27 protein-coding genes are annotated in these 24,454 nt (G+C 46.0%); 6 read left to right on the forward strand and 21 right to left on the reverse strand.

Translation table 11 applies throughout. From position 1 onward, the window contains the following. The first annotated feature begins 94 nt into the window (after positions 1-94). The 3 genes from GJR95_RS27235 to GJR95_RS27245 all read left to right on the forward strand — a co-directional run bounded on the left by GJR95_RS27235 (position 95) and on the right by GJR95_RS27245 (position 3,383). Positions 95-976 carry a fructosamine kinase family protein gene (locus GJR95_RS27235; RefSeq protein ID WP_162388858.1) on the forward strand — a complete coding sequence of 294 codons (882 nt, stop codon included), beginning with the start codon at positions 95-97 and terminating at the stop codon, positions 974-976. 118 nt (positions 977-1,094) lie between these two features. Then, positions 1,095-2,510 (forward strand): DEAD/DEAH box helicase, encoded by a 1,416-nt coding sequence (locus GJR95_RS27240; protein ID WP_162388859.1) that lies wholly within the window; start codon positions 1,095-1,097, stop codon positions 2,508-2,510. A gap of 69 nt (positions 2,511-2,579) precedes the next feature. Beyond that, complete coding sequence (locus GJR95_RS27245; protein ID WP_162388860.1) at positions 2,580-3,383, forward strand: tetratricopeptide repeat protein; 804 nt, start codon at positions 2,580-2,582, stop codon at positions 3,381-3,383. A gap of 14 nt (positions 3,384-3,397) precedes the next feature. Here GJR95_RS27245 and GJR95_RS27250 read toward each other — a convergent pair whose 3' ends face one another. After that, on the reverse strand, positions 3,398-4,429 hold the full coding sequence (locus GJR95_RS27250) for a toxin-antitoxin system YwqK family antitoxin (protein ID WP_232540877.1): 1,032 nt from the start codon (positions 4,427-4,429) through the stop codon (positions 3,398-3,400). Positions 4,430-4,544: 115 nt separating this feature from the next. Here GJR95_RS27250 and fcl point away from each other — a divergent pair, with 115 nt between their 5' ends. Further along, positions 4,545-5,486 (forward strand): GDP-L-fucose synthase, encoded by a 942-nt coding sequence (fcl, locus tag GJR95_RS27255; protein WP_162388861.1) that lies wholly within the window; start codon positions 4,545-4,547, stop codon positions 5,484-5,486. Between the two features lie 54 nt (positions 5,487-5,540). On the opposite strand, the gene GJR95_RS27260 is transcribed toward fcl, so the two are convergent. After that, positions 5,541-6,173 (reverse strand): acetyltransferase, encoded by a 633-nt coding sequence (locus tag GJR95_RS27260; RefSeq protein ID WP_162388862.1) that lies wholly within the window; start codon positions 6,171-6,173, stop codon positions 5,541-5,543. A 112-nt stretch (positions 6,174-6,285) separates the two neighbouring features. Between GJR95_RS27260 and GJR95_RS27265 the strand changes: the two genes are divergently transcribed. Both GJR95_RS27265 and GJR95_RS27270 read left to right on the forward strand, forming a co-directional pair. Further along, on the forward strand, positions 6,286-7,113 hold the full coding sequence (locus GJR95_RS27265) for a UDP-2,3-diacylglucosamine diphosphatase (protein ID WP_162388863.1): 828 nt from the start codon (positions 6,286-6,288) through the stop codon (positions 7,111-7,113). A 10-nt stretch (positions 7,114-7,123) separates the two neighbouring features. Beyond that, positions 7,124-8,269 (forward strand): glycosyltransferase family protein, encoded by a 1,146-nt coding sequence (locus GJR95_RS27270; RefSeq protein ID WP_162388864.1) that lies wholly within the window; start codon positions 7,124-7,126, stop codon positions 8,267-8,269. A gap of 5 nt (positions 8,270-8,274) precedes the next feature. Here GJR95_RS27270 and GJR95_RS27275 read toward each other — a convergent pair whose 3' ends face one another. The 19 genes from GJR95_RS27275 to nrfD form a co-directional block, all read right to left on the reverse strand. Next, entirely contained in the window at positions 8,275-9,099 is an 825-nt protein-coding gene (locus GJR95_RS27275) for a Rossmann-fold NAD(P)-binding domain-containing protein (protein ID WP_162388865.1), read from the reverse strand. Beyond that, positions 9,099-10,073, reverse strand: coding sequence for an outer membrane beta-barrel protein (locus GJR95_RS27280; RefSeq protein ID WP_232540878.1), 975 nt, complete (start codon positions 10,071-10,073; stop codon positions 9,099-9,101). The genes GJR95_RS27275 and GJR95_RS27280 overlap by 1 nt, the downstream gene beginning before the upstream one ends. A 29-nt stretch (positions 10,074-10,102) precedes the next feature. Beyond that, positions 10,103-11,038, reverse strand: coding sequence for a hypothetical protein (locus GJR95_RS27285; protein WP_162388867.1), 936 nt, complete (start codon positions 11,036-11,038; stop codon positions 10,103-10,105). Then, positions 11,007-11,618: an RNA polymerase sigma factor gene (locus tag GJR95_RS27290; RefSeq protein WP_162388868.1), complete on the reverse strand. Its 612-nt coding sequence runs from the start codon at positions 11,616-11,618 to the stop codon at positions 11,007-11,009. Before GJR95_RS27290 ends, GJR95_RS27285 begins: the two co-directional genes overlap by 32 nt. Before the next feature lie 145 nt (positions 11,619-11,763). Continuing rightward, positions 11,764-12,033 carry a DUF983 domain-containing protein gene (locus GJR95_RS27295; protein ID WP_232540879.1) on the reverse strand — a complete coding sequence of 90 codons (270 nt, stop codon included), beginning with the start codon at positions 12,031-12,033 and terminating at the stop codon, positions 11,764-11,766. A 52-nt stretch (positions 12,034-12,085) separates the two neighbouring features. Then, on the reverse strand, positions 12,086-12,367 hold the full coding sequence (locus tag GJR95_RS27300; protein WP_162388870.1) for a hypothetical protein: 282 nt from the start codon (positions 12,365-12,367) through the stop codon (positions 12,086-12,088). Positions 12,368-12,380: 13 nt separating this feature from the next. Beyond that, positions 12,381-12,923, reverse strand: a complete 543-nt coding sequence (locus tag GJR95_RS27305) for a DUF420 domain-containing protein (protein ID WP_162388871.1) — start codon at positions 12,921-12,923, stop codon at positions 12,381-12,383. A gap of 12 nt (positions 12,924-12,935) precedes the next feature. Next, positions 12,936-13,646: an SCO family protein gene (locus GJR95_RS27310; protein ID WP_162388872.1), complete on the reverse strand. Its 711-nt coding sequence runs from the start codon at positions 13,644-13,646 to the stop codon at positions 12,936-12,938. Positions 13,647-13,649: 3 nt separating this feature from the next. Next, positions 13,650-13,973 carry a cytochrome C oxidase subunit IV family protein gene (locus tag GJR95_RS27315; protein ID WP_162388873.1) on the reverse strand — a complete coding sequence of 108 codons (324 nt, stop codon included), beginning with the start codon at positions 13,971-13,973 and terminating at the stop codon, positions 13,650-13,652. Between the two features lie 12 nt (positions 13,974-13,985). Further along, entirely contained in the window at positions 13,986-14,783 is a 798-nt protein-coding gene (locus tag GJR95_RS27320; protein ID WP_162388874.1) for a cytochrome c oxidase subunit 3, read from the reverse strand. Positions 14,784-14,798: 15 nt separating this feature from the next. Next, complete coding sequence (locus GJR95_RS27325) at positions 14,799-15,389, reverse strand: cytochrome c oxidase subunit 3 (protein WP_162388875.1); 591 nt, start codon at positions 15,387-15,389, stop codon at positions 14,799-14,801. A gap of 6 nt (positions 15,390-15,395) precedes the next feature. Further along, complete coding sequence (gene cyoE / locus GJR95_RS27330; protein ID WP_162388876.1) at positions 15,396-16,274, reverse strand: heme o synthase; 879 nt, start codon at positions 16,272-16,274, stop codon at positions 15,396-15,398. A 1-nt stretch (position 16,275) separates the two neighbouring features. Next, positions 16,276-17,283: a COX15/CtaA family protein gene (locus tag GJR95_RS27335; protein ID WP_162388877.1), complete on the reverse strand. Its 1,008-nt coding sequence runs from the start codon at positions 17,281-17,283 to the stop codon at positions 16,276-16,278. Next, positions 17,258-19,141 carry a cytochrome c oxidase subunit I gene (locus GJR95_RS27340; protein WP_162388878.1) on the reverse strand — a complete coding sequence of 628 codons (1,884 nt, stop codon included), beginning with the start codon at positions 19,139-19,141 and terminating at the stop codon, positions 17,258-17,260. The genes GJR95_RS27335 and GJR95_RS27340 overlap by 26 nt, the downstream gene beginning before the upstream one ends. A gap of 28 nt (positions 19,142-19,169) precedes the next feature. Beyond that, positions 19,170-20,291, reverse strand: coding sequence for a cytochrome c oxidase subunit II (locus tag GJR95_RS27345; RefSeq protein WP_162388879.1), 1,122 nt, complete (start codon positions 20,289-20,291; stop codon positions 19,170-19,172). Positions 20,292-20,310: 19 nt separating this feature from the next. Continuing rightward, positions 20,311-21,621: a quinol:cytochrome C oxidoreductase gene (locus GJR95_RS27350; protein ID WP_162388880.1), complete on the reverse strand. Its 1,311-nt coding sequence runs from the start codon at positions 21,619-21,621 to the stop codon at positions 20,311-20,313. A gap of 77 nt (positions 21,622-21,698) precedes the next feature. Next, the gene (locus tag GJR95_RS27355) at positions 21,699-22,310 is read right to left on the reverse strand and encodes a c-type cytochrome (protein WP_162388881.1); all 612 of its coding nucleotides are present in this window, start codon (positions 22,308-22,310) and stop codon (positions 21,699-21,701) included. A gap of 14 nt (positions 22,311-22,324) precedes the next feature. Then, positions 22,325-22,858, reverse strand: a complete 534-nt coding sequence (locus GJR95_RS27360) for a DUF3341 domain-containing protein (protein WP_162388882.1) — start codon at positions 22,856-22,858, stop codon at positions 22,325-22,327. A gap of 93 nt (positions 22,859-22,951) precedes the next feature. Next, complete coding sequence (gene nrfD, locus GJR95_RS27365; protein WP_162388883.1) at positions 22,952-24,382, reverse strand: NrfD/PsrC family molybdoenzyme membrane anchor subunit; 1,431 nt, start codon at positions 24,380-24,382, stop codon at positions 22,952-22,954. Positions 24,383-24,454: the final 72 nt, after the last annotated feature.

Genomic DNA, 24,454 nt, shown 5'->3' on the forward strand with positions numbered 1-24,454 from the left:
ATAGTTGTAATTGCCCGGATTCAGTAGCGTATCCGTTTTTTTTACTGATACGCTACTGAATCCTGAAACCATTAACCGGAAACCGAAAGTAAGCATGAATTTCTGGGGTGACGAACAATTTTCCTTTTTTGAAAGCATTCTGTTTTCGGCGTTGGGCCAACCGGTAGAGGTCATAGAAACCCAATTTTTGTCGGGGGGTGATATCAATACAGCTGCGCAGGTATTTTCTTCGGAAGGTGTTTTTTTCATTAAATGGAATCATACCGACCAGCATGATATGTTCGAGACTGAAGCCCGTGGCCTGGATTTGCTCCGCCAAACTGACGCCCTGCACATACCGCAGGTTATTGGGTATGGTCAACAGCTCGATAAATCCTACCTAATTCTCGAATACATCGATCCAGGCTCACCCGCTAACAATTACTGGGAATCGCTGGGTCAGGCATTGGCGGTGATGCATTCCCATACCCAGACCAAATTCGGCTTAAATTTCAGTAACTACATTGGCTCATTACCCCAGACTAACACACTTACGGCTAATGGGGCAGATTTCTTTTTCGAACAACGACTGCTGCCACAGGCCGGTCTGGCGTTGTATAAAGGCTTACTATCAAAAACGGCCTATGACGCTCTATTTCGATTGCAGGCTCGTTTGCCCGAATTAATTCCTAATGAGCGCCCAGCTCTCCTTCACGGCGATCTGTGGTCGGGTAATGTTATGGTGACCGAGACGGGTCAACCTGCTTTGATTGACCCATCGGTCTACTATGGTTTCCGCGAGGCCGAGTTGGCTTTTACTAAATTATTTGGCGGATTTGCCCAACGTTTCTACGAAGCCTACGACGAGGCTTTCCCACTTCTGGACGGCTTCAATGACCGGGTGGCTATCTATAATCTTTATCCTTTGCTGGTCCATGTGAATCTGTTTGGCTCCGGATACGTTAGCGGTGTGGAGCGTGTGTTAAATCAGTTTTAAGCGTACTCAATTGCATGTCTCCGCACCAGCGGCCTCTAGGCGCTGGTTAACAACACCGTCGTCATTTACTAGTTTGACGATCATAACACCGATAGCACCTTGCTGTTGGCTATACTACATGGAAATTACGTCTTTCGAGCAATTTGAGCTTAACCGACAGTTGCTCAATGCGATTGCCGACCTCGGTTATACAGAACCAACACCCATTCAGCAGAAGACCATTCCGCTGAGTTTAGGCAATCATGATGTATTGGGCATTGCGCAGACAGGTACCGGCAAAACAGCCGCTTACCTGTTACCTCTGCTCATGAAAATAAAATATGCACAAGGTACAGTCCCGCGTGCGCTCATTCTGGCCCCTACCCGCGAACTCGTGATGCAGATCAACGAAGCAGTAAGCGAATTGGGAAAGTACACCGACTTGCGGCACCTTGCCTTGTACGGCGGGCTTGGCCCTAAAACCCAGATTGAGACCCTTCGCAAAGGCGTCGATTTGCTGGTAGCAACTCCTGGTCGCTTTATGGACCTGTATCGGATGGGTGAAATTGTCACGAAAGACATTCGGACAATGATTCTCGATGAAGCCGACAAGATGATGGATATGGGCTTTATGCCCCAAATTCGATCCATTCTCGAAGTGATACCAACAAAGCGCCAGAACCTGTTATTTTCAGCTACATTCGGCGGGCGTGTAGAACGGCTTTCGTCTGAATTTCTGGAAGCACCCATCAAGATAGAAGTAACTCCTCAAGCTTCAACGGCCGAAATGGTGAATCAGGTACTCTATGAAGTACCAAACTTCCGGACGAAGATCAATCTGCTTGATTATCTGATCAGTAAAGATGCTTTTCAACGGGTTATCATCTTCGCCCGCTCAAAAACTACCGCTGAAAATATTTATAAGTTTCTGGCACGGAAAGTGGTCGAGACTGATAAGATTCGGGTCATTCACGCCAATAAGGGCCAGAATACGCGAATTAATTCGATGGAGGCCTTTAAAGAAGGAAACATTCAGGTGCTGGTTGCCACGGATGTGGCTTCAAGGGGCATTGATGTAATCGAAGTAAGTCACGTTATCAATTTCGATGTTCCACTTATTTACGAAGATTACGTTCACCGAATTGGACGAACCGGGCGCGCGAATCATACCGGTGAGGCTATCACATTTATGACAATTGCGGAGGAATATCACATACAGAAGATCGAAAAGATCATTCGTATGACCATTCCCCGGCAACCCTTACCCGGTCTGGTTGAGGTTGTTGAAACGCCTTTCGATGAACAGCAGGCCATGTTGCGCGAAATTGACGAGCAACGCCGGAAAGAAGATCCAACCTTTTTGGGCGCCTTCCACGAAAAAAAAGGGAAAAATACGCCTAGCGGGAAAGACCGATTAAAAGCAAAATCTAAAATGACGGGTGCCAAGAAACCCGCATCACGAGCCGCAGGGCCACGTTCTGGTGGAGCAGTACGTAAATCAGGAGGAGCAACGGGTGGAACAAAACGGCCAGGGGCACGGGGAGGCCGTCGGTAGTATCAAAACAATGTACTAACTTGGATTCCCCATTCGTTTTACCGTAATACCAGCAGTGTGTAAGTTAGTATGAACGTCCGGATGAATCTGGTGCAGTGGAGTTTGGTAATGGTGCCATTTATATCGTTGGCCCAGCCCAAACAGCTTATAACGTCGGCGCGGCCAAATACTGCCCGTACGGTAAGCAGCACAGCAACTGTAACTGAACGGCAGCATCCAAAAGCTGAAATTACTACGGATAATGCCACGTCAGAAGCAGCTGGCGATGTGAATACGTTGCCTCTTTTCGGCGAACGGGCTAAAACAGCCGTGCAGATCGATCAGGAAATTCACTTTCTGAACGATTGTGACCGAAATTTTGCCAGTCGGTCTGAGGCCAGTGATTTTTTTGCTGCCCGTGGCTGGGACTACATCACCAGTGGTCAATTGGATACGGCTGCCCATCGCTTCAATTTGTCCTGGCTGCTCAACGACCGAAATGCGGATGCCTATTGGGGGCTGGGTGTCGTTTGCTACCAGAAAGAAAATCTCACCGATGCCATTCGAATGCTTAAGAAAGGCTTAGCTGTAGAAGATACGAATACCGTGCTGATGACCGATCTGGCAACTGTGCAGATTAAACAGTTCCAGGAAAAAGCCGAACAGGATGTTCTGATCGAAGCCGAACAGAATCTGCAAAAGTCACTGGCGATCGGGCCAGCCAATGCGGTATCTTTCCAGAAGCTTTCTTTAGTGAACTTCCTGAAAGCCGATTACGAAAAGGCCTGGGAGTATTTTCATCAGGCCCGTAGCCTGGATCTTTCCGTGCTGGATCTTAATTTTTTAAACGAACTGCTTGCCAAACGCCCCGACCCCAAAGGCGTATTTAAGTAAGAGCTACCTAGCCGCTAATTTTCCGTTTCTTCTTCCTGGATTACTTTTTCCTTGGCACGTTCGAAGGTTACCTTTCCTTTTTCATCCCACTCGCTGATTGTATACGGCTCAAAATCAGTATCCCACTGATCACTGGCATATTGAGTAAGCTTTTTGCGCATCCGGCGTCCACTTGGGCTAATTGGATAAAACTCCGTCCAGCGACCCGTTTTTACACCGTTATCATATTTGCCTTCTTCAGCGAGTAACCCATTCTCGTGAAAAGCCATGTAGGTACCTTTAATTTTACCATACTCGACTGGTATAATTTCTTTCACTTTCCTGTGAGTCGAGTCGTAAAATGTTATTCTCGACTCGGCCGGAACGCCTTTATCCCAGCGACTTTTATCGGTAAGCATAAAGTGGGAATCATATTTTTCCCACCGGCCGTCTTTCATGCCAGCGTAATAGTACCCTTCTTCTATCAAATCGCCGTTCTGGTATCGTTTATAGGGGCCATGCAATAACAATCCAGTGCCTTCGTCCTTTATAATTGAACTCGAAACCCGGCCACTCCGCTGATAATATCGGTATACATCGCGCACATAGGGCAGTGGTTTGGCAGCATCATTATCTTTCAGAATGTGAAACTCCTCAACAATTGTCCGATCGCCACTCCCAATTTTAGTATAGGCTTTAATCATGGTTAAGCCTTCGTATTCATTTTTCGCTACCTTTTTCTTGTCTTTTTTCTCCGACTTTAGCTTCTTTAACTGTTTTATTTTTAAGCCAAGGTCAGGCATCGCATCAGAAACCAGTGCTTCTTTATCGCCTTTGATTTTAGATAGATATTCCTCTTTCTTCTCTTTCAGCGCAGACATAGATGGCAGGCCCAGCGATGAAGTGACTGACGAAAACGACGTTCCTGACGATCCTGAAGGAGCCAGTACTGGTTTCGTAGCCGTTGTCAATGAAGCCGGTTGCGAGGTTTGAACCTGCGCAAATGATGTTCCTATTTTAAAAAATAAGACAACAACAAGAAAACGTTTAAATAATAAAACGAACATAATCAGGACAAACGATTGATGCCTTAAGTTTGTTAAGTTTGCAACGCTTGGTTATATAGTATTATTTTGTAAATCCATTACCGGACTATCCGGCATTCGTATATAAACAAAGATCGTGGAAAAAAAGGCTCGCATTTACGTTGCCGGACACCGGGGGATGGTCGGTTCAGCTATTGTTCGCAAGTTACATGCCGAAGGGTATGAAAATATAATTACCCGCACGTCATCCCAATTAGATCTACGAAATCAGGCGGCTGTAGCCAGTTTTTTCGCCGAAGAAAAGCCCGATTTTGTGTTTCTGGCAGCTGCCAAAGTTGGGGGCATTATGGCCAATAACATTTATCGTGCTGAGTTTCTTTACGATAACCTGTTAATTGAGTCGAACATTATTCATAGTGCCTACGAAACAGGGGTTACCAAGTTGCTATTTCTGGGTTCGTCGTGTATCTACCCAAAAATGGCTCCGCAACCACTCAAAGAAGAGTACTTACTGAGTGGTTTTCTGGAACCGACCAATGAACCTTATGCTATTGCCAAAATTACAGGTATTAAACTCTGTGAAGCTTACAGAAGCCAGTATGGCTGTAATTTTATTTCGGCAATGCCAACGAATCTATATGGTCCTAATGATAACTACGACTTACAGGGATCGCACGTATTGCCAGCCCTGATTCGTAAGTTCCACGAAGCCAAAATCAATGATCAGCCATCGGTCGAAGTTTGGGGCACAGGTTCACCAAAACGTGAATTCCTCCATGCCGATGACCTTGCCGACGCTTGCTTTTACCTGATGGAGCATTACAACGACGAGCTGTTTGTGAACATCGGTACGGGCGAAGACGTAACCATTCGTGAACTGGCCGAAATGGTCAAAGAAACGGTTGGCTTTGAAGGCGATTTACGCTGGAATACCGATAAACCGGATGGCACCCCACGTAAACTTATGGATGTTTCTCGGCTTCATGCAATGGGCTGGAAACATACAACTGAGCTTCGCGAAGGAATAGAACGTACCTATCAGGATTTTCTGGCTAATGAGGTCCTGTACGTCGAGTAGACTAATTTACATTTAGTAGCCGGTCTGAGCCATCAGACCGGCTACTAAGTCTTGCTACAGTTTACTGGCCGGATTACCGAATACGGTCGTGTTGGCCCCAACGTTCTCTACGACCACTGAGCCCGCTCCAATGCGGGCATTCTTCCCGATGGTCACCCCGGCAATGATCGTTGCTCCTGTGCCAATAAAAGCCCCTTCTTCAACGATCACACCGCTGTTTATTATACTCCCCGTTCCGACCTGAACGTAGTCGCCAAGTTTAGCCTGGCTCTCGATAATAGCCCCCGATTGAATGATACAATGCTGGCCAACGCTGGCAAATGGGTTTATTACGACTCGGGCAGCAATCAGGTTTCCGTGTCCAATTGTTGCCATTCGTGATACAACTGCGCTTTCATGAATGGCATTAACGGGCTGAATTTTGCGTCGTTCGTTCAGCATCTTGACAAGCCGTTTACGAACACGTCCGTCACCAATCGCAACGAACGCTTCGCATTTCTGGCCAATGAGCTTTAGAAAGCCATCGTCGTCGGTTTCACCTAATACAGACACGTCCCCGAATTCTTTGCCATGCAATTCTTTATTGTCATCCAGAAGGCCGTATACGACCACGTTATTGCGCTGGAATAGATCTAAAACGGTCAGGCCTAGGCTCCCGGCTCCGAAAATAAGCACTGGATTCTCCATTTATCGTATTGTATTAAGTCAATGTAAAGAACTATCCAATAAGGACATTAATGTTGGCAATTTGGTAACATTAGGATAAATCTTACTTCATACATGGAAGGTAAATTCGTCCATGAAATCAAGTACGCAGTTTCGCACAATCGTGCTCTCTGACATTCATCTTGGCACCGCTGGATCGAAAGCTAAAGAGGCTACCGAATTTCTGCGAAATTACTCCTGTCAGAAGCTTATTCTCAATGGTGATATCATTGATGGCTGGCAACTGAAACAGTATGGCACCTGGAAAAAGAAACATACTGCTTTTTTTAAAACGGTTTTAAAGCAAATCGTTCACTACGATACGAAAGTCATTTACCTCCGCGGTAATCATGATGACTTTCTGGACCAGATAATGCCACTTAAAGTGGGTAAGAATTTTTCGATACGCAAAGATTACACGCTCACTTCCGGAACCAAAAAGTTTTACGTCACTCACGGTGATGTTTTTGACTCCATTACATCGCAAATGAAATGGCTGGCTTATCTGGGCGATCTGGGCTATACATTTTTGCTTTGGGTTAATAAATTTTATAATCAATATCGCTCCTGGCGTGGCTTGCCCTATTACTCTCTTTCCCAACAGATTAAAGGACGAATTAAACAGGCTGTCAGCTATATCTCCGATTACGAACAAAAACTCACCGAATTGGCTCGGGCACGAAACTGCGATGGCATTATCTGCGGACACATTCACCAGCCAGCCATCCACAACTTCGACGGTATCATTTATATGAACTCCGGCGACTGGGTCGAATCGCTTAGCGCCCTCGTTGAAGATCATGATGGTAACTGGAGTTTACTCTACTACACGTCGGATGTAGATGAGGAAGAGGAAGAAAAGACCCTTACGAATGGCATCAAAAGAAGAATTGATCCAGTACTGAGTGTTCAGGCCGATTAATATCATACTCATGCGCGTTTTATTTTTAGTACAGGGAGAAGGACGAGGCCATTTAACACAGGCACTATCACTGGCGCAGATCCTGAATATAGCCGGTCATGAAGTCATAGGAGCGCTCGTTGGCGTAACAGCCGAAAGAGGTGTTCCAGCGTTTTTTAGTGAGAAATTTACGGCTCCAATTACGCCAATATTCAGTCCTGGACTGGTTTATAATGCGGGGACGAATGAACTCGAACCAGGTAAAACAACGATTCAGGCAATTCGATACGCCCGCCCTTTCTGGCGTAGTCTGAAGCAGGTACAGGATACTATTGAAACACAACGACCAGACGTAGTTGTCAATTTCTATGAGATGCTGGGAGGCTTAACCTATGCATTCCTTCGCCCCTCGGTGCCGATGGTTTGTATTGCTCATCAGTATTTCGCCTTCCATTCAAATTTTCAGCGCCCCAAAGGCCAGTGGTTCTATCGGCAGGCGTTCAAATTAAATACGCGGCTAACCTGTTTCAGAGCGCATGAATTATTAGCGCTATCGTTCGATAAACAGGCCGATGAACCAAGCCAGCGTATTCGTGTCGTGCCACCACTGCTCCGCCAGGAAATCACCGATATGAAGCCAACAATGGGCGATTTTCTATTGGCCTATGTGACACAGCCCGGTTTGAAAGTTGAACTGATGAAAGCACATCAGCAACACCCTGACGTCAGGCTGGACGGTTTTCATTCGGGTGTGAGCGTTCCTGACGAAGTGATTGATGATACACTGACTTACCACGCGATTGACGGAAAACGGTTTCTGGATTTTATGTCGCGCTGTAAGGCCATTGTGACAACAGCAGGTTTTGAGTCGGTATGTGAAGCGGCTTACCTGGGTAAGCCCGCACTCATGATTCCTCAACCAAATCACTTCGAGCAGTCCTGTAACGCTATCGATGGACAGCGGGCAGGTGTTGGTATTGCTTCCGATCGATTTGACCTCGACCAGTTGCTAGATTACTTGCCCCGTTATGATGCACAAGTCAGTGAGCGTTTTCGGGCGTGGCACGCGCAAGGCTATTTCCTATTTCTAGCGGCATTGAACCGGGCCATAACACCTAAACGCAAATCGCAGGGAGGGTTCTTCCGGACGCGGGTCAGGCATATTCTGCGGTCATAACCGATTCATGCCTTATACCAGAATAACAAAGGATCAGTATACTGGAAAGTGTATGATACGACGTTAAGCAATTTGTCCGGGCTGATAATTTTGTAATCGACTGGTTTCTGAGGCTCAACAAACGTTGGCAGAGCATATCCAAAATCTGCACAACTTTTGCGGTAGATTGCTTCTCGCGGAGGGTGTACTGGAGCGACGGCGTTAAAAACTCCACCAGGCTTTTGCAGAACTAACGCGTTTAAGATACCAACCGCATCGTCGCGGTGCAGGTAATTAACCGGAACGGCCCCGCTATTTATTGTTTTTCCGGCAATATATTTACCCGGAATCCGGTCATAGCCCATCAATCCTCCACAGCGGAGAATCGTTACGGACCGATCTGGTTCAAGTTCCTCTACCAGTAGCTCAGCCATAACTAAAGCTGGTGCTGACGATTGTTTGGGTTCTGTTACATCCGTTTCCGTGACAACCCGGTTCAGTTCAGGATAAACTGACGTTGAGCTTACATAAATAACATGTTTTATCGGTGATTGTCGAATACTATCCACCAGATACCGAATCTGCTCTGGGTGAAAGCCATCACCCATTCGAGCAGCTTTTGGCGGTATATCAATAAGGAGGGTATCAGCCTGAAGCAATGTGGAAAGATCGCCAACTGGTTCAGGATTTAACTGCAACTGACTGGCATCAACTCCTTTCTGACGCAATAAAATCACCTTTTCAGCGGATGTAGCGCTTCCTTTTACGTGGTGACCTGCCCTTACCAGTTGCTCAGCCAAAGGCAATCCTATCCATCCACAACCAATAATCGAAACGGTTTCCTGACTCATTAAAACGTTATACCAAAGCTCAATGTACGCACATCTGGACCTTTTCCTTCCTGGAAAACCGGATTCAGGTCATATTTAACAAATAAACTCGTGCGAACAATGCCTATATGCCCAACTAAACCGTAGCGAAAATCATTCAGGTAAAAATTGGAATGTTCATGCTCTTTGTCATTATTCTGGCGCTTGATCTTAGTGTAGCTGTCCAGTCGGTAACCAATAAATCCACCCACACCCAGATGGAAAACCTTGCGGCCTGAGCTGTTATAGAAGCTTATACGCGGCACAACCGGCAATTGCAGCGCAAAAGTTGTCAGTTTGCTTTTTTTCAGTTGCTCAGGATATGGATTGAACTCAACCTGCGATGTTCCTTTCTGAGCCACCACATTATTTTCAAACATGTAGTTGTTCCAGGACGCTTCAAGCGCGTAGTACAGGCTAAATTTTGCCCGCTTACCATTTATCAATGTTGGCCGCTGCGAAAAAGCAACAGCGAAATAACGCGAACCTAAGGGTTTTAAGGAATATAAATCACTTGGGTAAGAAGCTACCGCAGACTGATTTAGAAACGTATTGAGGCCAATCTGAAAATCGATGCCCCGCGACCAGGAGTTGATACCTCGCCTAACTGTAGACCGTTTATAATCCCGTCGATTTCGTATGGAATCAGATTTGGTCGTGTCGCTGGTGTTTATTACAATCGATACGCCGTCTTTCTTTTTCGTAACTACCAAAACAGTATCCTTCAAATACCGACCACCATCCTGAGAAATTGCCGTTTCTCCGCCCGGCACAGAATCGAGCTTCATGCTCATCTCACGGACAATTTTATTGAGATCATAGCTGGAAAGTGCCTGTATAGAGGCTTTGTCCGGCGCATAAATGACGAGTCGGGTACGATTAGCAAACCGGATCACCAGCGAATCGGCCAGGTGTTCGGGAGCTGCCTGAACGCTATACGATGCTATAAGTAACATTGCCGAAGCAATTAGTCTCAGCACACTTTTCATTGTTTCGCTGATTTATCTTTTTCAATACTATGTTTTAGGCCGCTATAAGCCCGGCCAAGCAGACCGCTTTCATTGTCGCCATTGTCACCTCTGGCAAAGACTTCACCCTGTTTAAACCGTTTTACCTGCTGCCAGAGATGGCCAGCTTTATTTTCCTTTTCAGGCTTATCATTGGTCGCTACCACCGCTTTCGCTTTCTCCTCAACAGCCGATTTTGCAGCCTCACGAGCCGCTACGAGTGCTTCAGGTTCAGCAATCGTTACGACCAGACCACGCTCTGATGTTGGTACTGGTTTTACAGCAGCGATGACTGGTTGATCGGTAAGCGTTGGCTGCGCTGATGCAACCGTGCTTATCGCGGCATTTTCTTCTTTCGCTTTATTGTCAACGGGTTTGATCTGCGCCAAAACCGATTCGTCTGTTCCTGTTTTCGCGATTTCAGCGTTGACTTTATCCGACTTGACCTTACGGCTGCTTTGATCTTTCCCTGTGCTATTACCCCTGACTGAATGAGTTGCAACCAGCTGCTCCGTATCGGCTGGCCGACTTACCTTGTCAATCACCGATGGCTCCTCTACAGTTGCGTCATGCACAGTCTTCTCCGAATGACCAGTCTTTACCGGCATCGTTTGCCTATGCTTACGTTCCTTAACTGGTTTATTCGTGGCAACTTCGGCCCCGCCTACTTTCATTACATTGCCTGATGGCCAATAAAGCCAGCCGAATAAGCACACCAATACCAGACAGGCGGCAGCTGCCGTATAGCCATAAACAGCAGGATTTCGCCAGAATACGACTTTAGCTTCCGGCTTTTGTTGCCCCATACGTGCCTGTAATCGCGCAAAGCCATCAGAGCCGGGCGACAATGACATATTACCCAATTTTCTGGCAAACAGGTCATCAATTGGAGGCTTTTCGGTATGTTTTTTCATAGTGTTCGGTCTGTCCCCGGCGTCCCGGTTCCTGTTCCAGTTTTCTTAAATTCGCTTGCAACATAGTTCGGGCACGGCTCAACTGCGATTTCGACGTTCCCTCCGAAATGCCAAGCATCTCGGCAATTTCGGCGTGCGCATACCCTTCGATAGCGTATAGGTTAAAAATTGTCCGGTAGCCATCGGGTAGTTGATTGACCATACGCAACAATTCATTTTCATTGAGAGCCGTATCGGCCCACTCATAGTCGGGCTCAACGGTTACCTCTTCAATGGGTATCTCCTGTCGCCATTGTTTGTTCTTCCGAAGAAACATCAGCGATTCTGTCACCATGATTCGCCGAATCCAGCCCTCGAAACTGCCATCCTCCCGAAACTGGCTGATCTTTTCAAACACACGCATAAACCCATCTAACATAACTTCTTCGGCGTCATCACGGTTAGCGCAGTAGCGTGTGCATACTGCCAGCATTTTACCCGCAAACCGTTCATAAACGACCTTGTGAGCACGGCCTTCGCCACGCTTCAAGGCAGCAATCAGCTGCGATTCGGTCGTAAAAAACGGTATAAGTCGGAGCATGTTTGTTTAGGTTCACTGACTAGATGCAAGATAGTATAGAGCAGGTTGCATGGCTACTAAAAAAAATGACAAAGAGGTACAAAACTTACAGCGTGAATTTTCTTCTGTAGGTTTTGTACCTCTTTGTTACTGCTAAAAACGCTTATTATAGCCCTTTTACATATTTTATTCCCGCTACATAATGCAACCAGATAACGCGTGATATTCGGAAGTTGATCGGCGCAATCAGCACCATAACCGGAGCTACCACTGCCGCATAAACCCATCCTTCAGGATCACCGGCAAAATAGAATAGCATAAACCCAATGACTAAAGCGACTCCACCCGATATGGCGTAGCTTACATACATGGCACCAATGAAATAGCCCGGTTCAACTTCGTAGCGCAAGCCGCAGTGCGGACAGTGTTCATACATCTCGTCAAATCCTCTTGGCGAGTAGAATGGTCTTTTAAATATTTTCCCTTTTCTACATCTGGGACAAAGCCCGTTTAACGCGGCCTGTAATTTCGAGACGTCTTTCATGCTCCCGCTTACTATTTCGATACCACAAGTAGCCGATTGACGCAACAATGAGGTAGGGCACCATTAACAGATATAAAATACCAAAATTCAACTCTGAAGCGACGATACTACGACCGTTGCTTACCGTGCTTTCGACCGTTCCACGACACATAGCACACTGTGCCATCAAATCTGGCGTAACGGCTACCAGAACAACCAGAATGAACCACACTTTCCAACTTCTCATAGTTTTTTCCGAGTTAATGGATATAATACGGCTTAATCATCAGATAGACAATCACTCCTGTAATACTGACATACAGCCAGATTGGAAACGTATATTTTACAATCTGTTTATGCTTTTGGATTTGGCCACTCAGCGCAAAATAAACTGCCCGCAACACAAACCAGACCACCACCACAGACAGGACAATGTGAGATATCAGCAAAAAGTAATAAACAGGCCGTATCCAACCTTCTCCCCCAAATGGCGTCGATTCGTTTGTTAAATGGTATAACACGTAGCTCACCAGAAACAATGAACCCAGTGTAAAAGCCGACAACATGGTACGTTTGTGGGCCTCAACGTTTTTTTGCCGAATGAAATACAGACCTAAAAGCAGCAATACCGAGGTCATAGAGTTGATAATCCCGTTGATATGCGGTAAATACGTTGTCCAATCACCAAGATCAACTTTCTGACGAATTCCTAAAAGTACGGCTACGGCAATCGGAATGGCTAACGATAAGATGTTAATAATCCGGTTGGCTTTTTGCTCCTGAAGAGGCTGCAGCGTTTCCATAATAAAGTGAGGTTATTCTTTGCCGTAAATATCCAGCAATACGCGAATTTCAAGGACCATTCGGTCGACGTCTTCTTTGTCAGTTCCGTCATAAAATCCTCTGACAATGCCCTGTTTATCTACTAATACCAACTTTTGACTATGAATAAAAGTTTCGTCGGGTTTGCCTTCCCTGACGCCTTTATCGACAGCTGGAAGATAGTAGCCATGCATCGCCAGATCATAAATTTCAGCCTTACTTCCCGTTAGAAAATACCATCTTCCTGGAATAGCCTCATATTTCCGGGCATACGCTTTAAGCTGCTCCGGGCGATCATGTTCAGGATCAACGGTATGCGATAAAAAAATAATGTCCGGATTATTGACGAAGATGTCCTGAACGCGAGTTAGCTGAGATGATATCTTAGGGCAGATCGTTCCGCAACGCGTAAAGAAGAAGTCGGCAACGTAAATTTTGCCCTTCACAACGGATTGATCCACAAATTTTCCGTCCTGGTCAATCAGCTTGAATGGCGGAATGTGATTGTAGATCGTATCGACGATCTCACGCCCATCAGCCAGCTTCACCTTTCCCATCAAAGGTTCTCCTTTGGCAGAATCTATTTTAGGCAGATAGCGAGGCAGTACATAGTGGTTCTGGGTCCCAAACCGCAGGAATAAATACAGCAAAGCCGGGACCAGCAGCGTAGCAAGCAGGATCCCGGCTTTTCGAGTGGCCGTCATAACTTAACGCAATTCAAAAATTGAACCGCCTTCGGTCAATAATGCAATAAGCAACCAGATGATAAAAATCACAGGAATGACAATCGCCCAGATCAGGCTCTTCACTTCGTGTTTCAGGTGCATAAATTCACCCACGATGTAAAATGCTTTCACGAGCGTCATCAAGACGAAAATAGACGTTCTGAAACCACCGGCTTTCATAAAGTAAGCCAGCGTAAATTCAAATGCCGTGATAACGGAAAGAATGGTAAATGTGCGCCAGATAACACCTGTATTTGCTGGTGGAATTTCACCAACCTCATGGGTTCCGTGTGAATGATCAGACATGATAATAGATGATTAGACCAGATAAAAGAAGGTGAAAACGAATACCCAAACCAGGTCGACAAAGTGCCAGTACAGACCAACTTTTTCAACCATTTCGTAATGACCGCGACGATCATAAAGACCCGTGGCTGCCCGGTAGAAGATCAGAACATTCAGTACAACACCACTAAATACGTGCGTTCCGTGGAAACCGGTAATAAAGAAGAACAGGTCGGCAAAAGCCGGAGGGCCATATTGATTCTCTACCAGATTCGCTCCGAAAATTGTACGCTGGATAGTTTGTCCGTTAACAAGTTCGCTGATGGTCGTACCCGTTTCGGTCCCATGAATAAAGTGGCTCCACTCCCAGGCCTGACTGCCTAAAAAGGTCAGACCGCCCAGAATTGTCCATAACATGTACTTTTCTACATCTGCGCGATCCATCCGGTGGCCTGCTTCAACAGCAAGCACCATTGTAACGCTACTGAAGATGAGAATGAAGGTCATGATACCGACAAAAATCAGCGGCAAATCAAGTCCATGTAGAAACGGTAATGAGTTATAAACCTTTTCGGGGGTTGGCCAGTAGAGATTCGAAAACTTGAAGACCTCCCCGTAAATGGCTGGGTCCCAGGCTGGGTAGCTATATCGAATCAGACCGTACGTTACCAGCAAAGCTGAGAACGTAAACGTATCGGAAATCAGAAAGAACCACATCATCAGCTTGCCGTAGCTCACTTTCATCGGTTCAACTCCACCCATCCAGGTCTTTTTTTCGAATATTTGATCCGAGTCTGTAGTCAGGGTATCGTGGGTTACAGTAGCCGCCATGCGTCTAAAAGATTATCAATGAAAATAGACTAAAAAGAAAAACAAATACAACCACAAAACGTCTAAAAAATGCCAGTAAGTAGCAGCAATTTCCAGTTGATTTAAGCTCTTTGCGTGAATCCGGAGTCTGAAAGCTGCTACCAGCGAAAAAATTAATACGATCAGACCCGAAATCAGGTGGAATGCGTGCAATCCCGTAAATATATACATGAAAGAGCCAGCCGGGTTACCAACAAAAAATACATTTTGATTGACTAACTCAACCCAACCCTGAAACTGCATGTACAGAAAAGCAACTCCAAGTGCAAAAGTAATAGTTATCGCTGTCTTCAGACTGCTGAAGCTATCTTTTTTTGCAGCCAGATAAGCCCAATGCATGGTCAGGCTGCTTATAACTAAAACAATTGAACTATACGAGAAAACAGATGGTATTGTGTATTCCATCCAGTTCCCTTCAGCACGGCGAACCAGATAGGCACTGGTCATAGCCGCAAAAAGCATAATAATACTTACTATGAACAACCAGAGAATAAACTTCCTGGGGTTCATCGAGAGCGTTTCTTCTGGCTCTTCAATTATGGCAATGTTATTCGCTAGATCACTCATGATTCCTTAAACTTTGTCTAACAGGTAAACAATCTGCACAACAGGCAGATACAGCAGCGAGCCAAACATCATCTGTAAAGCCGCTTTATCTGTACAGGTCCTCATTAAGTGAAACGTCTGCGCCAGAAACAAGATTCCGCCAATCATTGCGACCAGTGCTGAATTAATACCTGTCATCCCAAGCAAATAGGGCAACCAGCCCACAGGAACCAGAAACAGGGTATAAATCATGATTCGAAAGGCGGTATCAGCATTTTTACCACTCCCAGGCATCATCTGAATTCCGGCTTTTTTGTATTCATCAAATGCCAACCAGCCAATTGCCCAGAAATGCGGGAATTGCCAGAAAAACTGAATTGCGAATAAAATACCAGGGGCCCAACCGAAGTGATTCGTTGCGGCTACCCATCCAATCATTGGGGGGAAAGCACCCGGTAAAGCCCCGACAAAAACCGCAATCTGACCTTTACGCTTTAGCGGTGTATAGACGAATCCGTACAGCAATAATGATAGCACAGCCAGTGCAGCTGCTCTAATATTAAAGACCTCTACAAACAAATAGCAGGCAATACTAAATAACAGGAAGGCAAAAACTGCGGCTTCATTTACTGACAATTGACCCGTTGGTAATGGACGAACAGCCGTCCGTTTCATTAGTTTATCAGAATCTTTTTCAATGATCTGATTAATGATATTAGCGGCCCCGGTAATTGCAATAGAAGCGATGACCAGAATGGCGATTTTCCACCAATTAACCTGATCGGCTGCCAGACAATAACCAAACACACCGGAAAAGACAACCGCCAGTGTGAGTTTTAATTTGATTAATTCAATGTATGCTTTAGCCTTTGCGTTAATACCGCTCAGCGCAATCGTTTTTTCCATACTACACGTTCAATACATGCGACAGCTCAATGTCTCTTTTCGTAGAAATCAGACTCGGTGTCAACACTAACCACGCAACGAATTGCAATCCTACAATTACTATAGCCAATAGTAAGTGAATAGGCTGGGCCGCAGCTGGTACCTCCAGATAGGCCATAATAACTCCTGTTGCAATTTCAACCAGGACCAGTATCACCAAACTGGTTGCTACTCCTGAAAGCCACGCATTCTTACTAAAACGACGAAGCTGATAAATAACGCCGAAATGCAGGGCCAACACCACGAGTGAAAACGAACGATGAATATAGAACGCCCAATCCAGTCTGCCAATCCAATTCGCCCGCTGATCGTAGCCTAATCGTTTTACTGCTTCGTCGAGCGCTTCCCGAACTACTGTGCCCAATAAAACCTGTCCTAATGTCAACAGCATTGTCACTAACAAAAGTGAACTGAGCGCTTTGCTCTCACCGTTTATCGGATGAGGTGGGCTTGAGCGAATAAAGACGAACAGGAGTGAGAAAACTACTAAAATGGCCAGGAATAGATGAAGTGAAATCATGTATTGCGCCAATTCCGTAGCTACTACACGCGAACCAAGCCATCCATTCGCTCCTATCAATAGAAACGCAACAACGCTACCCACAAAAACAGCTTTATCTCTTCGTATATAAGGAAATGAAGCGATCAGCGTAGCAAATACGAAAAAACCAGACAAGACGCCCAGCAATCGATTTGCGTATTCAATCCAGGTCTTAACGGCGTTAAACTCAACTTCACCTTTCAGTTTCGCGCCGTAAATCTCCTGATAATTTGGTGGCAATTGAGATAATTCGGTTGGCGGAACCCAACGGCCAAAGCATTTCGGCCAGTCAGGACAGCCCATTCCGGAGCCTGTACCTCTAACAATACCTCCTGCCAGAATGAGCAGATAGATAATCAGTATAGTTAGAAGCGCCAGACTCCGGAATCGTTGCCCGTTTTTATTAATGAGCTTGCTTGAACTGGTCATTCAGGTTCTGTGCCTCTATCTCTTTCTCCAGCGAAATCAACTCATTCTCATGTGGAAGGTTCGACTCGGGAGTTTGTGAGTACGGCACGTTTTGGGGGATGAAATCATCCTTTGCCCCTGGCTTGCTATAATCGTATGGCCAGCGATAAACGGCAGGGATTTCGCCGGGCCAGTTTCCATGACCTGGGTTAATCGGTGCTGTCCACTCCAGTGTATTCGACTTCCACGGATTCTGTGGAGCTTTCCTTCCTTTGATCAGGCTGTGAACAAAGTTGTAGATGAAGATCCATTGAGCCGCGAAGGTGAAAATTGCCGCAAGGCTAATGAAGCTATTCATGTCAGCGAAGATGTTCTTCGTGAAATCATAGCTCGTAAAGGCATAATATCGGCGGGGGAAACCTGCGATACCAATATAGTGCATCGGGAAGAATACCAGATAGATACCGATAAATGTCATCCAGAAGTGAATATAGCCAAGCTTTTCATTCATCATCCGACCAAACATTTTAGGGAACCAGTGATAAACCCCAGCTAACAACCCAAATGCAGAAGCAGCACCCATCACAAGGTGGAAGTGAGCTACTACGAAATATGTATCGTGCAACTGGATATCTAAGGCTGAGTTACCCAGAATAAGTCCGGTTAATCCACCCGAGATAAAGAACGATACCAGACCGATTGAGAATAACATAGCCGGAGTAAACCGGATATTACCGCGCCAAAGAGTTGTAATGTAGTTAAACGCTTTTACAGCCGATGGTACAGCAATGATCAGCGTTAAGAACATGAAGATCGAACCGAGGAATGGGTTCATACCCGTTACGAACATATGGTGCGCCCACACGATAAAGGCCAGGAAGGCAATACCCATCATGGACGCGATCATAGCGCGATAACCGAAGATCGGCTTACGTGAATTCGTAGCAATGATCTCCGAAGTCATACCAAGCGCCGGAAGCAGTACGATATACACTTCAGGATGACCCAGGAACCAGAACAGGTGCTGGAACAGAATTGGGCTACCCCCTACGTTTGGTAAGGCTTCCCCTTTGATATAAATCTCAGACAAATAGAAGCTTGTGCCAAAACTACGGTCGAAGATAAGTAACAGCGCAGCTGACAACAGAACCGGGAAAGAAATCAGACCAAGAACCGCCGTCAGGAAGAAAGCCCAGATCGTCAGCGGTAATTTGCTGAACGACATTCCGCGTGTACGCAGGTTGATAACGGTAGTAATGTAGTTAATACCACCCAGTAGCTGCGACACAATGAACAGCGCCATACTTACCAGCCACAATGTCATCCCTAATTCTGACCCTTTATGTGCCTGTGGTAATGCACTTAATGGTGGATATACAACCCAACCACCCGCAGCCGGACCTGTTTCAATAAACAGAGACGACAGCATAAGTACGCTAGCTACGAAGAAGAACCAGTAGGATAACATGTTCAGGAAGCCAGATGCCATATCACGAGCGCCGACCTGCAACGGAATCAGGAAGTTTGAGAATGTTCCACTCAAACCAGCCGTTAGCACGAAGAATACCATGATCGTTCCGTGCATGGTTACCAGTGCCAGGTAAAAGTCCTGATCGAGTTTGCCAGCCTCATTAATCCAGCCACCGAGAATTGGCCGTAAGAATTCCAGCTTCATTGCGGGGAAACCCAGTTGAAGTCGGAACATTACGGATAAGCTGATCCCAATAATGGACCAGAAGATACCTGAGATCAAATATTGCTTGGCAATTGTCTTGTGATCTTCAGAAAAAATGTATTTGCGCCAAAAACTTTGCGGCTCATGGTGATCATGCTCTTCTACATGAGCCACGGTTGCCGAATTAGCTGGTACAGTCGCCATAGTATTTGGTTACTTGTGAGTTTAAAGATTAACGGATCGTAGCACGGGCTACCGATACCCCACCACCTTGCTTGATTGACGCTGTTACACTGTCGGCCGGAGCAGCGGCTGCATCGGCAGGCAAATACTTAGCGGCTTTTGCTTTTAGATTTGCCGGAATACGAACTGCCAGCTCAGGAGTCGATGAAAGTAATGGCTTTTGCTGTTTGCACCAGGCTTGCCAGGAGGCTTCATCTTCTACGATTAAACGTATACGCATGGAGAAGTGGCCTTGACCGCAAACTTCCGTACAGGCAATCTCATACCCGAAATTCTGATCGCCGGTAATGTTACGCATTTCATCCGTCGTCTTATCCGCTACAAACCAGAACCGAGTTGGCATACCTGGCACGGCATCCATTTTCACGCGCAAATGCGGAATAAAGACACTGTGAAGTACATCCCGCGCACGGATTTTTAACAATACAGGCTTACCAACTGGAATATGAAGCTCAGATGTAGAAACAAAATCATCGAACGACGCTTCATCCGTGTAATCGATTCCAGTTTCATTGTTGTTGTCAATGAGCTTATAATTATAAGAACCAAGCTTATTATTATCGACACCTGGATAGCGAACAATCCAGTTGAATTGTTTCCCTACAATCTCGAATACCTGCGCATCCGAAGGTGCTTCTGCCATAATATCACGCCATGCACGCCAGCCGGTAAATACCATTACTGCCATTACGATAGCGGGAATAACCGTCCAGATTAACTCAAGCTTATGGTTCTCTGGATAATAAGCAGCTTTGCGTCCTTCTTTATGCTGATAGAGCCACGAGAAGATAAATAAAAGCGCATTTGTTACAACGAAAGCTATCGTAATAATAGCCATCGAGAGCCAGAACAGGAAATCTGTGCGTCGTCCATGAGGAGATGAAGCCTCTGGCAGGAAATACTGGCGTGCGTATAAAAATGACCACACGGCTCCGATTAATCCAACCACAAAAAAGATCATGAACATTGCACCATTGATCTTATTGCTTAATCCAATCCGACCTTCTTCGGCTGGCCCCGATGCATTCTTCACGACGGTGGCTATCCGGGAAACTACCAAAGCAGCCAACCCCAGAAAGATAACCGATAATAAAGCGACTATATAAACCATTTTGTGAGCGGGTTATTGATTAAATGTCGTGGTGTAAAGATTCCTCCAGCATTGGGTGATTCTTTGGAATCAAATTGGCTTTCGACAGCTGTGATGAAAGTGTCCAGATGAAACCACAGGCAAAAATCAGAATCATACCGAATTCAATCGGTCCAAAACCACCGTGTTCGCCTACCGTTCCCGGCATGATGTTGGTGTAGAAATCAAAGTAGTGACCTATAATGATTCCCCATGCAGCCAGTTTCAGGAAAATGTACGTACGTTTTGCATCCCTTGTCATCAAAACCAGGAATGGAAAAACAAAGTTTAAGAAAATGTTTATGAAGAACGGGGCTTTGTAAATGCCGCCGAAACCGCTGAAACGCTCCCGATAATAAATGGTTTCTTCAGGAAGGTTGGCGTAATAGATCAGCATGAACTGGGCAAACCACACGTATGTCCAGAAAATACTGAAGGCAAACATAAACTTGCCTAAATCGTGTAGATGACTCTCGTTAACGATCTTCAGATAACCTTGCTCTTTTAGCGTTACTACAGTCAGTGTAATGATAGCCAACCCTGTAACGTGCCAGCTTGCCAGTGTATACCAGCCAAACATGGTGCTGAACCAGTGGGTATCGATAGACATCACAAAGTCCCATGCCGATGTCGATGACGTTACACCAAATACAAGCAGGAAAGCAGTGCCCCATTTAATACTTTTCTCGTAGTATTCCGTGCCACCTTCCAGATCTTCCTGCAATGAGAAGTTCCGTATTTTCAGCCATAGGAAATACCAAAGGCCAAAATAGGCAATTATACGGCCCAGGTAGAATGGCGTATTTAAAAAGCCTGACTTGCCATTTATAATCGGATCAAATTCAGGGCTGCTTTTGTCAAACAGCGCTGGGTTGGTCCAGTGAAATAAATCATGACCAGCCAGGAAAAACACAGCTAGAATTGCAATCCCTGCAAATGGTAAAAAAGCGGGCATTGCTTCGGGAATACGCTTAAAAGCGGTTGCCCAGCCTGCCTGAGCCAAGTAGTTATAGGAAATGAAAAACAGGCCAATAACGGATGCTCCTGCAAAATAGACCGCATTTAGCCAGACATTGGCCCACAAGCGGTTGGTCCACTTATAAGCGTGGTGTCCTGCTTCATGGCCCTCGTGTGCACCAGCACCATGAACAACTTCGTGAGTCTCATGAGAACCAGCACCCGATGCCAATAAGTACGCGCCGATTGCCACCAGCGCCACTCCGGCTCCGATGCCGATCAGTAGTCGACGCTTGGATTCCGCAGTAAATTCAAATTCTTCGTCTAACGACGGTATTGCGTGAGCCGATGCCATTTTTTAAAAGTTTGCAGTTGCCAATAGGCGGTAGGTACTTTCTGCTGACTAGCAACTGATTACTGCCTACTAAAAATTTATCCTTGTTGCAATTTGTGTACGTACTGCACAATTTTCCACCGATCTTCAGGCGTAATCTGTGATCCGTGTGGCCACATACGGCCCTTTCCGTGTGTAATCACATGGAAAATATGACCGTCGTTCATTGTTTTATAGGCATCCGTCGAATAATTCGGAACGCCTTTATACTCTTTGCCAACGAGTCCATCACCTTTACCACCTTCACCATGGCAGTGCGAGCAGTAGCGGGTATATAAAACCTTTCCTTCATCCAGCGTTTTGTCACTCTGAGGAATTGGGTTTGTTAATGTCCGCTCCGCGATCGAAATACTATCGGCGGGGATGTTATAGATCATCAAGTCTGTTGATGCACTGTCGCCACTTCCGAATTTAGTATGGTAGTTCGGACGAGACACTGTACCCTTGGCAGGCAGACGCATGTTCAGGCCGTTTTCCTTTACGTTTATCGTATTGGACCGAACCTGACGATACGGTTCATACCCAACAGCATCGTACATGTTTGGGGCGAATTCAAGGCCAGGATTATCATGACCACGCTTACAGGAGGTTCCTGCAAACAACAGTCCAACGATAGCCAACGCCGTTACGCTTGTATGTTTAGTTATCATTCTCATCCTGACCATTAAAACTGCTTAACGTTAACTTCTGCAGCGCCCGACTTTCTCAAAATCTGCTCTATATCACCTTCACCAATCGTGTTTTTGCTCAGGTCAATGGCCATTGCAAACTTATTATCGGTAGTTCTGAGGTCATACATTAAGGGTTTCACTGTTGGACCAAGACCGTTCGATACCAGAAAAGTACCAACCATGCCCAGGGCGCAAAAAAGTACCGTTAATTCAAAGATAATCGGCACATAAATGATCGGCGAAAAGGAATCTTTACCCCCAACAATCATTGGCCAGTCAAAACCTTCCGTGTAGAAGGTCAGCAAAAGCGCCGTCGTCGTGCCCGACAAAGCAAATAGGAAAGCGGCAATTCCTAGCCGGGAGCGTGGGTGTCCAAGTGCAACGTCTAATCCGTGGATCGGAAAAGGAGAATACACTTCATGAATACGTACACCTTCTTTTTTAATATCCTTAACGGCTTTCAGCACCACATCATCATCATCGAAGATGCCTACCAAGAATTTACCGTTACCATTTACATCTGACATGATCAGTGATTATTGTTTGAGGTTTATAGCTCGACGTTTATAGTTTATGGCCACAAACGTCGAGCCGCCCGGCTACCCGGCTCGAACTAGTTTTTATTCTACGCCTTTATTAAACGTTGGATTCGCCACGCGTTCGCCTTTAGCAACTCCCGATACGGATACCGGTAATTTTTCAGAAGACGATTTAATGACGGTTTTCACTTCGGCCATGTTCACTACCGGCAAAAACTTGGAGAATAGCAGGAACAGGGTGAAGAATAAGCCAAACGAGAAAATATAGTCGCTGATGTCGAATAAAGTTGGGTGGAACATCGCCCAGCTTGATGGCAGGTAATCACGGTGCAGGGAGGTAACGATAATAACGAACCGCTCAAACCACATACCGATGTTCACAACTACCGATAAGGTAAAGGTCCAGACAATGCTCCGACGGATAGCCCGTGACCAGAACAACTGCGGTGTAATTACGTTGCAGGTCATCATAGCCCAGTAAGCCCACCAATATGGTCCAGTGGCGCGGTTTATGAAAGCATAGCTTTCAAATTCAACGCCAGAATACCAGGCAATGAAGAACTCGGTCAAATACGCTACCCCAACAATAGAGCCGGTCAGCGTAATAACTTTATTCATCGACTCAATGTGCTCCAGTGTAATATAATCTTCCAGTTTGAAAACGACGCGAATGATCAGAACCAGGTTTTGCACCATGGCAAAGCCCGAGAAGATAGCACCTGCAACGAAGTAGGGCGGGAAGATGGTGGTGTGCCAACCAGGAATAACCGACGTGGCAAAGTCCATACTTACAATGGTGTGTACTGACAGTACCAATGGAGTAGAAAGACCGGCCAGGATCAAGCTCATGTATTCGTAGCGTGCCCATGTTTTAGCCGAACCGTTCCAGCCCAGCGCGAAAGCACCGTAGATATAACGAGATACTTTGCTACGAGCCCGGTCGCGGATGGTAGCCAGGTCAGGAACCAGACCCATGTACCAGAATACCAGCGATACGGTAAAATAAGTACTGATGGCAAATACGTCCCAAACAAGCGGAGACTTGAAGTTTACCCAAAGTGAGCCAAATGTGTTCGGCAATGGTAATGCCCAGTAGGCCAGCCAGGGCCGCCCCATGTGCATCAGAATAAACGAGGCAGCACAAATAACGGCGAAGATGGTCATAGCTTCGGCAGCCCGGTTAACAGCTGTCCGCCATTTTTGACGGAACAACAGCAGAATGGCTGAGATCAGCGTACCAGCGTGACCAATACCGACCCACCATACGAAGTTGGTGATGTCCCACGCCCAACCGACTGTTTTATTCAAGCCCCAAACACCAAGGCCTTCCCACCAGGTCCAGAACACGCAGGCGGTTCCGTAGAGTAGCACAATCACCGAGATGGTAAAGGCAATCGTCCACTCGCGGGTGGGGCTTCCCTCAACCTGTCTGCTGATATCCTCTGTCACGTCGGCATAGGTCTTGCCACCGGTGACCAGGGGAGTTCTTACGGCTGATGTTACATGCGACATATACTTACTTTTTTATTTTTCGATTTGCGATGTACAACTTACGGTTTGTGGCATCACGATGTTTAAAAACAC

Source organism: Spirosoma endbachense, from assembly GCF_010233585.1.
Lineage (GTDB): Bacteria > Bacteroidota > Bacteroidia > Cytophagales > Spirosomataceae > Spirosoma > Spirosoma endbachense.

Bases quoted from the DNA above. Each gene is read 5' to 3' on its own strand.
- GJR95_RS27360 (WP_162388882.1), bottom strand. From the start codon at position 22,858: ATGTCAGATGTAAATGGTAACGGTAAATTCTTGGTAGGCATCTTCGAT.
- GJR95_RS27245 (WP_162388860.1), top strand. From the start codon at position 2,580: ATGAACGTCCGGATGAATCTGGTGCAGTGGAGTTTGGTAATGGTGCCA.
- GJR95_RS27280 (WP_232540878.1), bottom strand. From the start codon at position 10,073: ATGTTACTTATAGCATCGTATAGCGTTCAGGCAGCTCCCGAACACCTG.
- GJR95_RS27315 (WP_162388873.1), bottom strand. From the start codon at position 13,973: ATGTCTGATCATTCACACGGAACCCATGAGGTTGGTGAAATTCCACCA.
- GJR95_RS27265 (WP_162388863.1), top strand. From the start codon at position 6,286: ATGAAATCAAGTACGCAGTTTCGCACAATCGTGCTCTCTGACATTCAT.
- GJR95_RS27290 (WP_162388868.1), bottom strand. From the start codon at position 11,618: ATGCTCCGACTTATACCGTTTTTTACGACCGAATCGCAGCTGATTGCT.
- GJR95_RS27270 (WP_162388864.1), top strand. From the start codon at position 7,124: ATGCGCGTTTTATTTTTAGTACAGGGAGAAGGACGAGGCCATTTAACA.
- GJR95_RS27240 (WP_162388859.1), top strand. From the start codon at position 1,095: ATGGAAATTACGTCTTTCGAGCAATTTGAGCTTAACCGACAGTTGCTC.
- nrfD (WP_162388883.1), bottom strand. From the start codon at position 24,382: ATGTCGCATGTAACATCAGCCGTAAGAACTCCCCTGGTCACCGGTGGC.
- GJR95_RS27320 (WP_162388874.1), bottom strand. From the start codon at position 14,783: ATGGCGGCTACTGTAACCCACGATACCCTGACTACAGACTCGGATCAA.
- GJR95_RS27295 (WP_232540879.1), bottom strand. From the start codon at position 12,033: ATGTATGAACACTGTCCGCACTGCGGCTTGCGCTACGAAGTTGAACCG.
- cyoE (WP_162388876.1), bottom strand. From the start codon at position 16,274: ATGGAAAAAACGATTGCGCTGAGCGGTATTAACGCAAAGGCTAAAGCA.
- GJR95_RS27250 (WP_232540877.1), bottom strand. From the start codon at position 4,429: ATGTTCGTTTTATTATTTAAACGTTTTCTTGTTGTTGTCTTATTTTTT.
- GJR95_RS27350 (WP_162388880.1), bottom strand. From the start codon at position 21,621: ATGGCATCGGCTCACGCAATACCGTCGTTAGACGAAGAATTTGAATTT.
- GJR95_RS27310 (WP_162388872.1), bottom strand. From the start codon at position 13,646: ATGACGGCCACTCGAAAAGCCGGGATCCTGCTTGCTACGCTGCTGGTC.
- GJR95_RS27355 (WP_162388881.1), bottom strand. From the start codon at position 22,310: ATGATAACTAAACATACAAGCGTAACGGCGTTGGCTATCGTTGGACTG.
- GJR95_RS27305 (WP_162388871.1), bottom strand. From the start codon at position 12,923: ATGGAAACGCTGCAGCCTCTTCAGGAGCAAAAAGCCAACCGGATTATT.
- GJR95_RS27335 (WP_162388877.1), bottom strand. From the start codon at position 17,283: ATGACCAGTTCAAGCAAGCTCATTAATAAAAACGGGCAACGATTCCGG.
- GJR95_RS27235 (WP_162388858.1), top strand. From the start codon at position 95: ATGAATTTCTGGGGTGACGAACAATTTTCCTTTTTTGAAAGCATTCTG.
- GJR95_RS27275 (WP_162388865.1), bottom strand. From the start codon at position 9,099: ATGAGTCAGGAAACCGTTTCGATTATTGGTTGTGGATGGATAGGATTG.
- GJR95_RS27260 (WP_162388862.1), bottom strand. From the start codon at position 6,173: ATGGAGAATCCAGTGCTTATTTTCGGAGCCGGGAGCCTAGGCCTGACC.
- GJR95_RS27285 (WP_162388867.1), bottom strand. From the start codon at position 11,038: ATGAAAAAACATACCGAAAAGCCTCCAATTGATGACCTGTTTGCCAGA.
- GJR95_RS27300 (WP_162388870.1), bottom strand. From the start codon at position 12,367: ATGAGAAGTTGGAAAGTGTGGTTCATTCTGGTTGTTCTGGTAGCCGTT.
- GJR95_RS27345 (WP_162388879.1), bottom strand. From the start codon at position 20,291: ATGGTTTATATAGTCGCTTTATTATCGGTTATCTTTCTGGGGTTGGCT.
- GJR95_RS27325 (WP_162388875.1), bottom strand. From the start codon at position 15,389: ATGAGTGATCTAGCGAATAACATTGCCATAATTGAAGAGCCAGAAGAA.
- GJR95_RS27340 (WP_162388878.1), bottom strand. From the start codon at position 19,141: ATGGCGACTGTACCAGCTAATTCGGCAACCGTGGCTCATGTAGAAGAG.